At 71.3% G+C, this 12,340-nt stretch carries 12 protein-coding genes and 1 pseudogene; 6 read left to right on the forward strand and 7 right to left on the reverse strand.

What is annotated here, in order from left to right; all coding sequences use genetic code 11:
• Positions 1-22 precede the first annotated feature (22 nt).
• The 6 genes and pseudogenes from O1Q96_RS19050 to O1Q96_RS19075 form a co-directional block, all read right to left on the reverse strand.
• Positions 23-649 carry an alpha-ketoglutarate-dependent dioxygenase AlkB gene (locus tag O1Q96_RS19050; RefSeq protein ID WP_269249337.1) on the reverse strand — a complete coding sequence of 209 codons (627 nt, stop codon included), beginning with the start codon at positions 647-649 and terminating at the stop codon, positions 23-25.
• Between the two features lie 326 nt (positions 650-975).
• The gene (locus O1Q96_RS19055; protein ID WP_269249338.1) at positions 976-1,194 is read right to left on the reverse strand and encodes a CDGSH iron-sulfur domain-containing protein; all 219 of its coding nucleotides are present in this window, start codon (positions 1,192-1,194) and stop codon (positions 976-978) included.
• 67 nt (positions 1,195-1,261) lie between these two features.
• Complete coding sequence (locus tag O1Q96_RS19060; protein ID WP_269249339.1) at positions 1,262-2,263, reverse strand: iron-containing redox enzyme family protein; 1,002 nt, start codon at positions 2,261-2,263, stop codon at positions 1,262-1,264.
• Between the two features lie 30 nt (positions 2,264-2,293).
• A pseudogene (locus O1Q96_RS19065) lies at positions 2,294-2,557 on the reverse strand (flavodoxin family protein); the annotation flags it as partial.
• A 38-nt stretch (positions 2,558-2,595) separates the two neighbouring features.
• Positions 2,596-2,964, reverse strand: a complete 369-nt coding sequence (locus tag O1Q96_RS19070; RefSeq protein ID WP_269249340.1) for a DUF6479 family protein — start codon at positions 2,962-2,964, stop codon at positions 2,596-2,598.
• Positions 2,965-3,229: 265 nt separating this feature from the next.
• The gene (locus tag O1Q96_RS19075) at positions 3,230-3,400 is read right to left on the reverse strand and encodes a hydrophobic protein (RefSeq protein ID WP_269249341.1); all 171 of its coding nucleotides are present in this window, start codon (positions 3,398-3,400) and stop codon (positions 3,230-3,232) included.
• Positions 3,401-3,720: 320 nt separating this feature from the next.
• On the opposite strand from O1Q96_RS19075, the gene O1Q96_RS19080 reads away from it, so the two are divergent.
• From O1Q96_RS19080 to O1Q96_RS19090, 3 genes are all read left to right on the forward strand, one after another.
• On the forward strand, positions 3,721-4,587 hold the full coding sequence (locus tag O1Q96_RS19080) for an RNA polymerase sigma factor SigF (protein ID WP_269249342.1): 867 nt from the start codon (positions 3,721-3,723) through the stop codon (positions 4,585-4,587).
• A 415-nt stretch (positions 4,588-5,002) separates the two neighbouring features.
• Complete coding sequence (locus tag O1Q96_RS19085; RefSeq protein WP_269249343.1) at positions 5,003-5,176, forward strand: CsbD family protein; 174 nt, start codon at positions 5,003-5,005, stop codon at positions 5,174-5,176.
• A 231-nt stretch (positions 5,177-5,407) separates the two neighbouring features.
• Positions 5,408-6,094, forward strand: a complete 687-nt coding sequence (locus tag O1Q96_RS19090) for a HemK2/MTQ2 family protein methyltransferase (RefSeq protein ID WP_269249344.1) — start codon at positions 5,408-5,410, stop codon at positions 6,092-6,094.
• Between the two features lie 146 nt (positions 6,095-6,240).
• Here O1Q96_RS19090 and ligD read toward each other — a convergent pair whose 3' ends face one another.
• Positions 6,241-7,251, reverse strand: coding sequence for a non-homologous end-joining DNA ligase (gene ligD, locus O1Q96_RS19095; RefSeq protein WP_269249345.1), 1,011 nt, complete (start codon positions 7,249-7,251; stop codon positions 6,241-6,243).
• Positions 7,252-7,608: 357 nt separating this feature from the next.
• Between ligD and O1Q96_RS19100 the strand changes: the two genes are divergently transcribed.
• The 3 genes from O1Q96_RS19100 (at position 7,609) to O1Q96_RS19110 (ending at position 12,328) form a co-directional block, all read left to right on the forward strand.
• Positions 7,609-9,066 carry an aminotransferase class V-fold PLP-dependent enzyme gene (locus O1Q96_RS19100; protein ID WP_269249346.1) on the forward strand — a complete coding sequence of 486 codons (1,458 nt, stop codon included), beginning with the start codon at positions 7,609-7,611 and terminating at the stop codon, positions 9,064-9,066.
• 152 nt (positions 9,067-9,218) lie between these two features.
• Complete coding sequence (locus O1Q96_RS19105; protein WP_269249347.1) at positions 9,219-10,403, forward strand: ROK family transcriptional regulator; 1,185 nt, start codon at positions 9,219-9,221, stop codon at positions 10,401-10,403.
• 107 nt (positions 10,404-10,510) lie between these two features.
• Positions 10,511-12,328, forward strand: coding sequence for an alpha-galactosidase D (locus O1Q96_RS19110; protein ID WP_269249348.1), 1,818 nt, complete (start codon positions 10,511-10,513; stop codon positions 12,326-12,328).
• Positions 12,329-12,340: the final 12 nt, after the last annotated feature.

Genomic DNA, 12,340 nt, shown 5'->3' on the forward strand with positions numbered 1-12,340 from the left:
CCACCGGGTGGCGCCCCCGCGGTCACTGCACTCCGTGCGGCCGGAACTGGACGCTGACGCGAGGGCCCGCGGCCCGCGCGCTCTTGGGGATCGCGTGCTCCCAGGTGCGCTGGCAGGAACCGCCCATCACGATCAGGTCGCCGTGTCCGAGCGGGCGCCGCACCACTGCGCCGCCGCGCCGGGGCCGCAGCAGCAGATCCCGCGGAGCCCCCACGGACAGGATGGCGACCATCGTGTCCTGGTGTGCACCGCGGCCGGTCCGGTCCCCGTGCCAGGCCACGCTGTCGCGGCCGTCCCGGTAGTAGCAGAGCCCGGCCGTGGTGAACGGTTCGCCCAACTCCTCGGCGTAGTGGCCGGACAGGGCGTCCCGCGCCTCGTCGAGGACGGGATGCGGCAGGGCGTCGGCCGCCCGGTAGAACGCCAGCAGCCGTGGTACGTCCACCATGTGCTCGTACATCTGGCGCCGCTCGGCCCGCCACGGGACCTCGTCCGCGAGCCGTGCGAAGAGGGCGTCCGCCCCGTGGAGCCAGCCGGGCAGCAGGTCGATCCACGCCCCGTCGCCGAGCACGGTCCGGCGCAGCCCGCCGAGCGGACCGAGACGGATGGCGTCGCTCTGGTCGAACAGTGAACCCTGGAGGTGCGTGGACATGCCTCCAGGCTACCCGCAGATTCGAATGTGTGTGCTATCGATAGCGAGGGCAGGGCGAGACGGGCAGGCTGACGCGTCAACCCAGGGTCAGCAGGACGACGGCGCCCGCGGCGGCCGGCAGCCCGGCCACCTGCTGCCGGCTCACCTCTCGTGGAGCAGCGCAAGCCCCAGCACGTTGGAATCGCCGGGTACAGCGAGGCCAGCACGCCGGCGAAGTCGACGACGCCGTGGCAGACCGCCGACGCCGGTGCGAGAAGAGCGCCCATCCGCCCCGGGCGCCCGTGCGGAGGCGGATCGATGTCCTGCGGGGCGGCAGAGCCTCGGTGTCAGGAGTCGGGGCGGGTGCTCGGGGAGTGCCGGCGGTGGCTCGTGTCGCACCAGGGATAGATGCGGCTGCGCCGGCACGTGCACAGAGCCACGCAGAAACGCTCGGAGGTCACGGTCGTACCGTCCTCCAGAACGATCTCGACCGGCCCTTCGACGAGCAGGGGGCCCTCACGCCGGGCGACGATCCGGCGCGGGCGTTCGGCTGGGGTGTCCGTCACGGCCGTTCACCACCTTTCTCTCGACGATCCGGTCCGAGAATCCACGGGGCGCGTGTGCGTCACGCGGTCACACGGTTGTGCGCAACGAGGACTCGCCCGAACGCCATGCTGCGAGCAGCCGGTCGGCGAGGCGGTCCTCCAGCCATTCGGTGGCGTCGACTCCGAACGCGATGTCGCGGTCGAGGTGCGGTTCCTCCTCCAGCAGACCGGCGACGACCTCGCGGCGTACGACCTGCTCGTGCACCGCGTCGGCCTCGACGTGCTCGCGGTAGAAGTGCTCGGCCGCCGGTCCGGCGCCCGTGCGGGCCATGGCGCGGGCGAGCCGCCTGGAACCGGGGGAGGACGTGGTCTCCACCGCGGCGAAATGCCCCACCAGCGCTCCGCGCAGCGCGCGGTGCAGACCGAAGAGGGACATCAGGTTGACGACGGCGAGGGCCTCCGCGCCACTCGCGTCGAGATAGCGCCCGTACGTCGGGTCCAGGTCCAGGTCGGCCATGAGGTCGGCGAACAGCTTGGCGTGTACGCGCTCGGCGCGCCCCGCTCCGTACTCGTCGAACTCCACCGCCGCCATACCGGCCTTGGCGCGCCCCCACAGGCGCGGGAGAACCCAGGCGTGCGGGTCGGCTTCTTTCAGGTGGTAGACCGAGCGCTGGGCGGCGTACTCGCGCAGCTGCCACAACTCGCCCTTGTCCTGCAGGAAATGGGAGACGCCCTGGCCGTCGACGGGTTCCACGAGCAGTTCGTCCAGTGCGTCGTCCGCGTGGTCGTGCCTGGTCGCCCCGGCGCGCAGGGCCGCGAGGAAGGGCTTCTCCATCGCCGCGCGGACCCGCAGCAGCTCCGGGTCCCATTCACGGGAGGAGTCGACGCCCGCGAAGCCCCGGTAGTGCAGCTCGTAGCAGAGATAGAGAGCGAGCTGCAGATCCTCACCGAGGGGCGCGGCGTCGGCGAGAGCGGCGTCGTCCGGCAGTGGTCCCGTGCCACGCAGGTACTCGATGAGTGCCGCGGAGAGGTCTCCCCGGCTCGGCGGGAGTTCCGGTTCCGCGGTCGGGCGCTGATCCACACGTTCCATGCGCCACGGGTACCCGTGATCGACAGCTCCTCACCTGCGGAACCCCTGTCCAGGGGGTGCGGCGAGCGGCCGGGCGGCGGGCGCCGGGGCGATCCCGTGCAGGTTGGCGGCCATGGCGTGGCCCGTCCTTGTGCGCCCAGTCCCGGCCGCGCCCGTCGTCCGGACGGTCCGGGCCCGGGCCGGGGCCGAGGTCCAGTACGTCCCCGCCTGGCCCGGAAAGGTGTGACCGATGTCGGCGAGCGAGCCCGAGATCTCGCTGATCACGTGGTGGGCGCCGTCCTCGTTCCCGGTCACCCGTGCCCGGCATCAGGAGGAGAGAGGAGAGGTGGAGGTCAGGTGCGGCCGGGGCCGCCGCTGCCGAAGCCGCCACTGCTGTTCTCGTCCCAGGTCGGCGCCTCCTGATCAGCGGCGCGGTGGGACGAGCTGTTGCCTTCGGCGCGCACCTGGTTCGGGTTCAGCCGGGTCCCGTTTCGGGGCACCTCGGAGGGCTCGCGCCGTTCACGCACCTCGCCCACGGGGCCCGAGTCGGGAAGGCGGGGCTGCTCTTCGGGGCGCGGCGGCGCGGATTCCCGGGAACGGAGCCGACGTCCCCACCACACGGCCCAGATCAGACCGCCGACGAGGACGACGCCCACCAGGAACGGCACTATCGCGCCGACTGCGGAGCCGGAGACGGCCAGGGGTGTCGCGATGAAGTCCATGGCCCGCGAGTACCCTGTGCCACCGACCGAAACAGCGCGGCAGCCGACCGCGCTCTCACGGCACTCGATCAGCCTCTGCCCCTGCCGGGGAGGTCCGGGTCACGGCGACGCACAGCCGGCGCCGGAACCGCGGAAGCAGCGGGAGGACCCGCGTCCCCCGCGTGCGCGGGCCGGAAGGCCTCCGTCCGGAAGCCTGTCCGGTGTGGCCACGCGAAGCGGCTCCGGGGCAGCGTGTGCTCCGGAGCCGGTTCGGCGGGGTTGTCCCTCACCATCTGTACCAACGCGACTTGCCTCCCGAACTCGAGGTGCTGCGCATCAGGAAGCCGAGCAGCCAGATGACGAGCACGGCGATAGCGATCCACCACAGGATCTCCAGCGCGAACCCGGCTCCGAAGAGAATCAGAACCAGTAGCAGGACCAGCAGAATGGGAACCATGACCTCCACCTCCTGGAGGCTGGGTTCCCCGAATCGCTGTTTAGTACCGCGGCCCTGAACGCGGCGGGCTACCGCCGTCCGGGAGGCGCGGGAAGGGCCTCTCCGGCAGTCACTCTGCATGACCAACGAGTATCGGAAAGTCATGCTATGGGATGATTAGTTTGTTGATGTCCATTTCGGGGAATTTCAACCTAGTGCTTCGGACTGGAGGCACGTCCGTGGGAGCTGGTTCGCCAGACCTCGGCGTGTTCCGGCCGGTCCGTGTCTACGCCCTCCCATGGTGACTGTCCCGCCAGTTCTCTGAGGAGATGCGACGCACCATGCCAATCACCGTCAGGACGAAGCAGCATCCGCACGACGACGCCCCGGACACGGCTGCCGCCTTCGAGCGGCTCGCCGCCCTGCCGGAGGGGGGCGAACGGCAGGCCCTGCGAGACGAACTGGTGCGGGACTGGCTGCCCATGGCGAACCGCATCGCCATGCGGTACCGGGGGCGGGGTGAGTCGACCGAGGACCTCGCCCAGGTGGCGGCACTCGGCCTCGTCAAGGCGGTCGACCGCTACGACCCCGCGCGCGGCAACGCCTTCGAGAGCTATGCCATCCCGACCATCACCGGCGAGATCAAGCGCCACTTCCGCGACCACATGTGGGTGCTCCATGTGCCGCGCCGCGTCCAGGACCTGCGCAACCGGGTTCGCGCGGCCGCGAAGGAGTTGTCGCAGACCATCCCCGGCCGCCGGCCCACGGTCGCCGAGATCGCCGCGTACGCGCAGATGAGCGAGGACGACGTACGCGCCGGATTCGAGGCCCTCGACAGCTTCACCGCCCTCTCCCTGGACGCCGAACTGCCCGGCAGTGACGATGGCTACGCGCTCGGGGACGCCCTCGGTGAGTCCGACACCGGATTCGACCTGGTCGTCGACCGTGAGGCGGTGAAGCCCTGTATCGCGGCCCTTCCGGAACGTGAGCGGACCATCCTCTACCTGCGCTTCTTCAGGGGGATGACCCAAAGTCACATCGCGGAGCGCCTCGGCATCTCGCAGATGCACGTCTCTCGGCTGCTCAGCGGCTGCTGCGCCAAGGTACGCGAGGAGGCGCTCGCCTACGCCGAGGCCGAGGCCGAGGCCGATCCCGGATCCGAGCGTGGGCCGGGGTCCGCGCACTCCCCGGGAGGCGCCCGCTCCTGATGAGTCCGTGCGGCCGGCGCCCGCGAGGGGCCTTGGCTCCGGCAGACCCGGCCGCCCGTCGCGGGTCTCCCCGGGACGGGCGGCTGGGTGGCGGGCTCACTGCCGAACCCTCCCGGGAGCGGTTTGCCAGCGGCCTGCCACTCTCCGGACTAACCAGCAGCGGCTGATCAAAACACGCTCACCGCGGCCCGTCCCTCGCAGTCGAACGCGAGGTCGAACGGGTCGAGTGGGGCCCTTTCCGGCCCGGCGCACCGCTCCCCGCCGTCCTCCTCGATCCACCGGCGCGTGTCGACCCGCGAGCCACCGCAGTGAGGTCGGGTAGCCGTGGGTGTCTGATCCGTCACGGATTGCGAAGGTTGTGTGTGGGGCGCAGGGTGGAAACGCAGTCCAACCCTCATTCGAAGGACGGAACATCATGGGTAAGTCAAAGGGCAAGGCCAAGCAGATGAAGGGCAAGATGAAGGAGAGCACCGGCAGGGCCACGGACAACATGTCCACGCAGAGCGAGGGCCGCGGCGAGCAGATGACGGGCAAGGCCGAGGAGCTCAGGGCCAAGGCCGCCGATCACACGAGGAAGTCCGGCCGGTAGAGCGGCCCACTCACACGTGGCACGCCCCCGCGCGGTCGCACCGGGTCTCACCCGCGACCGCCGGGGGCGTTCCCGTGTGCCCGAACGGGCGGGGTGCCCGTGACGGAGGAGGTGTGGAGCAGTGATCCAGGGGCACTCGATGGCTTGAAAGACGTGCCCGACCAGGCGATCTCCGGCCGAGGGCACTCACCTCCCGCACCCGAGAGGGCGCCCGGACGGAGGACCACCCTCATGGCCTTTCTCCTAGACGCAGCACGCCCTTCCGCCACCGTGGTGGCACCGCCGGGCGTGTACGCGCCGCAGGCCGACACCTTCCTCCTGGCCCGCGCTCTCCACCGCGAGGGGCCGGGTCCCGGAATGGACGTCCTCGACCTCGGGACCGGCACCGGAACGCTGGCGATCTGCGCGGCCCGCAAAGGTGCCCGCGTCACGGCGGTCGACATCGCCTGGAGGGCCGTGCTCACCGCACGCCTGAACGCCCTGCGGTCCCGGCAGCGCCTGACGGTGCACCGCGGTGACCTTCTCGAACCGGTCCGCGGCCGGTCCTTCGACATCGTGCTGAGCAATCCGCCGTACGTCCCCACCCCGCCCTCGGAGCCCTCGGGCGGCCGGGGTCCCGAGCGGGCCTGGAACGCCGGTGTCGACGGCCGAACGGTCCTGGACCGCATCTGTTCCGAGGCGCCCCGGGTCCTGCGGCCCGGTGGCGTCCTGCTCCTCGCCCAGTCGGGGCTGAGCGGCACACAGGAGACGCTGGAGCGTCTGGCGCGATCCGGACTGCGGGCCGCGGTCAGCGACCGGGCGTACATCCCGTTCGGGCCCGTACTCCGCTCGCGCCTGCCGTGGCTCAGGGAGTCGGGCCGTATCGCGGAGCGCGACGAGGACGAGGAACTGGTGATCATTCGGGCGGAGCGGGACTGACGGCGCACCGGGACGGCGGGGAAGCGGGAAGTGGGGCGGCGGTCAGCGCGGGCGGACGTCCGCCGCCGGACGATCTGCACGGCAGGCACGAGCCGACGGCGAGCGGGGCGCGCGCAGAGGCGAGCGGTTGCCACCGGGCCCACAGGTCAGCCGGCCGGCCGTTCGCGGACGACCTCCGGCGCCCGCTTGTCGTCGCGCAGCCCGAGGAACCGCGGATGGCGCAACATCCCGTCCCGCGTCCACTCGGTGAAAGCGATCTGCGCGACCAGCACCGGACGGGCCCAGCACGCGCCCGCCTCAGCCACCCGGTCGCCGAACGGCGAGGCGGCGACGCGGAGTTCGTCGAGACGCCCGCGCAGCGCGAGGAGCGTACGGCGGTCGAAACCCGTGCCCACCCTGCCCGCGTACCGCAGCCTGTCGTCCTCGAAGTGGCCGAGCAGCAGCGCACCCAACCCGACACGGCTCCCACCCGGTTCGGTGAACCCGCCGATCACGAACTCCTGCTCCAGGGAACACTTCAGCTTGAGCCAGTCGGACGAACGGCGTGGCTGGTAGAGGCTCTTGGCCCGCTTGGCGATCAGCCCTTCCCATCCCCGGGCACAGGCGTCGGCCAAAAGATCGGCGCCGCCGTCGTTGCGGTGCGTCGTCATGCGCAGGGGTGCCCGGTACGTCAGGGCGCGGCGGAGCAACGACTTGCGGGCGCGCAACGGCAGCCGAGTGATGTCCGCGCCCTCGAGGCGGAGCAGATCGAAGAGGTAGTACGTCACGGCCACCCCGCTCGCCTCGACGTCCCGGCGCCGGGTCAGCCCCATGCGTTGCTGGAGGCGGGAGAAGTCGGTGCGGCCGTGTACGAACGCGACGATCTCCCCGTCCACGGTGAAGTCGGTGCACGGCTGGGCGGCGAGCGCCTCCACGATCTCCGGGTACGTCTCGTTGAGCCGGTTGCCGGAGCGTGAGAGCAGAACGAGCCGGCCGCCCTCGCGCACCGCCAGTACACGGACACCGTCGAGCTTCCGCTCGAAGATCCACTCACCGGGGAAGTCGTGCTGGTCGCTCAGGGTGGCGAGCATCGGCCGGGAGGCCAGCTCCACGCCGGGAACCGCGTCACGGAGCAGCTTCCTGTGATGCCCGGGCAGCGCGCCCAGGAGATCGGTCATCGCCGCTCACTCCTTCCCGGCGACCTGCCGCGGGGCTCCGGCGACCGCGCACCGGACGGCCCCCAGCGGATCGCAGTGGCCCGTGTCCGGTTTCTCTGCTGCCGTACGTATCGTCCCGCACGTCCCTGGTGTCCCGCGAGCGCACGACCGCCTCATGATCATGCCGGGCGCGCAGGTGCGACGTCCGGGCGGTGCCGGAGTGTGCGGGCCCGGCCCGCCCCGGCCCGGACGCCCGGGCCGGGGCACGCACCGGTGCGCGGCAACCGCTCGCTGCGGGGGAGGACAGCAGAATGATGCGGGAAGAGCCCTGCCCGGCCCCGGCACGCGGGGGCGGACCGGCATCATGGGGGAGGATCCGTGGACAGGACAGAGACCACCGGACACATACCCGACGGCGACGCGTACGCGAGGGATCTGGCAAACCTGCGGAGCCGGGACTTCGCCTACCTCGACGCCGACGGGCACACCTACCTCGACCACACGGGAGCGGGCCTTCCACCGGCCTCGCTCGTCCGGGGAAGCGCCGCACGGATCACCGGCGGGGTCTTCGGGAACCCGCACTCCGCGAGCCCGGCCTCCCGCGCCTCGGGGTCGCTGCTGGCCCAGGCGCGCCGGGCGGTGCTCCGCCATTTTCGCGCCGACCCGGACGAGTACGCCGTGATCTTCACCCCGAACGCGACAGGTGCCCTGCGCCTGGTCGGCGAGGCGTATCCCTTCACCCGCCGCAGCAGGCTGGTCATGTCGCTCGACAACCACAACTCGGTCAACGGCCTGCGGGAGTACGCGCGTTCGGGCGGCGCGAGCACGGTGTACGTACCGGTGGCCGGTCCCGGGCTCCGTGTGGACGAACGACGGCTGCGGTCCGCCCTGCCCGCCCGGGGAGGCGCCGGCGGACGCTCGACGCGCGGCGGCGAGCGGGGACGCGGGCTCCTCGCGTATCCGGCGCAGAGCAACTTCACCGGAGTCCAGCATCCCCTGACCTGGATCGCGGCGGCCCAGGCACGCGACTACCACGTCCTGCTGGACGCAGCCGCCTTCGTACCCGCCAACACCCTCGATCTGAGCCGGTACCACCCCGACTTCACGGTCGTCAGCTGGTACAAGGTCTTCGGCCACCCCACCGGCGTCGGCAGTCTCATCGCCCGCCGGGAGGCGCTCGCCCGGCTGCGGCGTCCCTGGTTCTCCGGAGGCACGATCTACGCGGCCGGCGCGCAGGCCCAGTGGCACGTCCTCGCGGACGACGAAGCGGCCTTCGAGGACGGGACGGTCAACTTCCTCGCCATCCCCGACGTGACGGCCGGACTGGAGTGGATCGACGGGATCGGCATGGACCGCGTGCACGCCCACGTGAACGCGCTGACCGCCCAACTCCTGTCAGGCCTGCGGGCGTTGCGGCACAGCGACGGCTCCCCGCTGGCCAGGGTGTACGGCCCGTGGGATCTCGTGGCCCGCGGCGGGACAGTCGCGCTGAACCTGCTGGGCGCCGACGGCCGTGTCATCGACGAGCGGGTCGTCACCCGCGACAGCGCCGCGCGGGGCATCTCGCTGCGCACGGGCTGTTTCTGCAACCCGGGCGCCGGCGAGGCGGCCTTCGCCGTGTCACCGCGCCGACTGCGTTCGGCGGCCCGCCGCCGACTCCGGTCGATGGAGGAGTACCTGGAGCTGCTGCACCTGCCCTCGGCGGGCGCGGTCCGTGTCTCGCTCGGTCTGTCGTCGCAGCCCAGGGACATCGTCACGTTCCTCACCTTCGTGCGGGAGACCTACCGCGACCGGACGCCCGGAGTGTCCGGTCTGGAGACGAGAGGGGGTTGTTGACTGCTGGTGTGGAACTCTTGATTCCGTGGTTGCGCCCCCAACACCGCGACCCGTGAGCACATTTGCAGGCCAGGCGTACCCAAGGGGGCGACTTCAAAAGATCTCTGCTTCTTTCATTGACGGTGGAAAAGAATCACCTTAGGTTCCGGGGCATGCGTTCGACTCCTCGTACGGAGGCGTTCTTGGCCCACACGCCGGCCGCCGCCCAGATCTTCACCACCGTGCTGTCCCACGGTCCGCTCACCCGGTCGGACATGGCCGGGCGGGCCGGGCTGTCGGCGGCCGCCGTCACCAAAGCGGTCCGGCCGCTGATCGAAGCCGGATACCTGGTCGAGGAAGCGGGGGAGGAGTCGCGTCCCTCGCTGGGGCGGCCGGCCACCGTCGTGCGGGTGGACGGCGGACGGGCCCTGTTCATCGGGGTCAAGGTGACCGGCGACGAGATCATCGCCGTACTGACGGACCTGTGCTGCCGGATCCGTGTCGCCCGGCACGTGCCCCTGCCGACCCGTGAGCCGAAGTCGGTGCTGGCCTCCGTGGCCGCCCTCGTGCAGGAACTCCTCGCGGAGGCCGACGGGTTCGGCGTGCGGGTCCAGGGAATCGGCGTCGCAGTCTCCGGTGACGTGGACCGGGCCGCGGGAGAAGTCCGCCTCTCGCCCTTCCTCGACTGGCGCGACCTGCCCCTCGCGGAGCTCGTGGAGATGACCACCGGACTGCCGGCCACCGTCGACAACGACGTCCGGGCCCTGACCGTCGCCGAGCAGTGGTTCGGCGCGGGCGTCGGCCTCTCCGACTTCGCCGTGGTCACGGTGGGAGCGGGCATCGGCTGCGGCCTGGTCGTGCACGGCAAGGTCGTTTCGGGGGCCCACGGCGTGGCCGGCGAGATCGGGCACGTGGTCATCGACCCCACGGGCCCGCCCTGTCACTGCGGAAGCCGCGGCTGCGCCGAGGCGATCGCCGCCGACCCCGCGATCGTCACCGCGGTTCGGGACGCGACGGGCCTCCCGGTGGCCGACGCGTCACAGGCCGTGGACCTGGCGCGCCGCGGCGACCCCGGCGCGCGGGCCGTCTACGCGCGGGCGGGGGACGCGATCGGCCGGGCCATCGCGACCGTGGCCAACCTCGTCGGACCCGAACGCGTGATCATCTCCGGCGAGGGCCTCGCCGCGTACGACCTGTTCGCCGAACAGATCCGCGACGCCTTCGCCGCCTCCGCCTTCGGCACGGCCGCCCGTTGCGACCTGCTGACGCGTCCGCTGCCCTTCGACGAATGGGCCCGCGGCGCCGCGGCGACCGCGATCCAGTCCTTCATCGGCGGTCCCACGCGCGGCACGGGCTGAACCTCCGTGCCACAACCTGACGACACCTCAGAATCCGTACCCCGCACAGCGGTTACCGAGCCGCCACCCGCCACCGCACACCCGAACCCTTCACAGGAGGTCCGACCATGCGGTCATCCTCGTACGCGCCCGGCACCCCCGCACGCCGTTCCCTGAGAACCGTGCTCGTCCTGGCCCTGACCGCCGCGACGGCCGCGGTCCTCCCGGCCGCCCGGGCGGCCACGCCCACCCCCACCGCGGGCACCGAGGCCGTCGCGGCCAAGCCGTACATGGGCTGGTCGAGCTGGAGCATGCAGTCCTCGAAGTACCCCGGCCTCAATCCCGACGGCGACTACAGCTACCTCACCGAGAAGAACGTCCTCAAGCAGGCGAACGCCCTGGCGGCCAAGCTCAAGCCGTACGGATACGAGTACGTCAACCTCGATGCCGGATGGTGGCGCGACCAGGACTGGAAGCCCGGCTTCGACCAGTACGCCCGCCAGAAGGCGGACCCGGAGCGCTTCCCGCGCGGCATGAAGGCGGTCGCCGACCATGTGCACGGCAAGGGCCTCAAGGCGGGCATCTACCTGCCCGTCGGCCTGGAGAAGGAGGCCTACGGCGAGGGCGAGGTCCCGGTCTGGAACGCCGGTGACTGTACGACCGCCGACATCGTGTACGGCGACCTGCGCACCACGAACGGCTGGGACAGTGCCTACAAGCTCGACTTCTCCCGCCCCTGCGCGCAGAAGTACGTCGACTCGCAGGCCCGGCTCTTCGCCGACTGGGGCTACGACTTCCTGAAGCTCGACGGTGTCGGGCCCGGTTCCGGCAAGAGCGGCGACCAGTACGACAACGTTGCCGACGTCGCCGCCTGGCACAAGGCCATCGCCGCCACCGGCCGCCCGATCCACCTGGAGGTCTCCTGGTCGCTCGACATCGGCCGGGTCGCCGACTGGAAGAAGTACTCCAACGGCTGGCGCATCGACACGGACGTCGAGTGCTACTGCAACACCCTCGTCAGCTGGGAGAACTCGGTCGACGACCGCTGGGACGACGCCCCCGGCTGGACCCGTCACGCGGGCCCCGGCGGCTGGAACGACCTGGACTCCCTCGACGTCGGCAACGGCGCGATGGACGGCCTCACCAAGGCGGAACGCCAGAGCTACGCGACCCTGTGGGCCATCGCCAAGTCCCCGCTCTACACCGGAGACGACCTGACCAGGCTCGACTCCTACGGCCTGTCGCTGCTGACCAACCGTGAGGTCATCGCCCTCAACCAGGGCGGCACACCCCCGGCCCGCCCCGTCACCTCGTCCGACCCTCAGCAGGTGTGGGCCGCCAGGAACACCGACGGCAGCTACACCGTGGCCCTGTTCAACCTCGCCGACTCGCCCGCCGCCGTCACCGCCGACTGGGCGGCACTCGGCTTCACCGGCAAGGCCGGCGTACGGGACCTGTGGAACCGCGAGAACCTCGGCACGTACAGCAACAAGGTGACGCAGGCCCTGCCCGCCCACGGCTCTCGTCTGTTCACCGTGACCCCGCGAGGCGGCAAGCTCACCGCGACCGGCTACGAGGCCGAGTCCGACGCCAACACCCTCAGCGGCAACGCCTCCGTGGCCGACTGCTCCGCCTGTTCCGGCGAGCACAAGGTGGGGAACCTGTACGTCGGCGGCAAGCTCCGCTTCAACGACGTCGTCGTCGCCAAGGCCGGTACGTACCAGGTGAAGGTCGCCTACGTCAGTGGTGACCCCCGCCCGGTCGACATCTCCGCGAACGGCAACGGCGCGACCCGCCACAAGTTCCCCTCCACCGGGGACTGGGGGACCACCGAAGCCGTCAGCGTGCCCGTCTCCCTCAAGGCCGGCGTCAACACCATCACCTTCGACAGCGGTTCCGGCTACGCCCCGGACATCGACCGCATCGACGTGCCGAAGTCGTCCTGACCGCCGTTCTCT

The sequence above is a fragment of the Streptomyces aurantiacus genome (assembly GCF_027107535.1).
Taxonomy (GTDB): domain Bacteria; phylum Actinomycetota; class Actinomycetes; order Streptomycetales; family Streptomycetaceae; genus Streptomyces.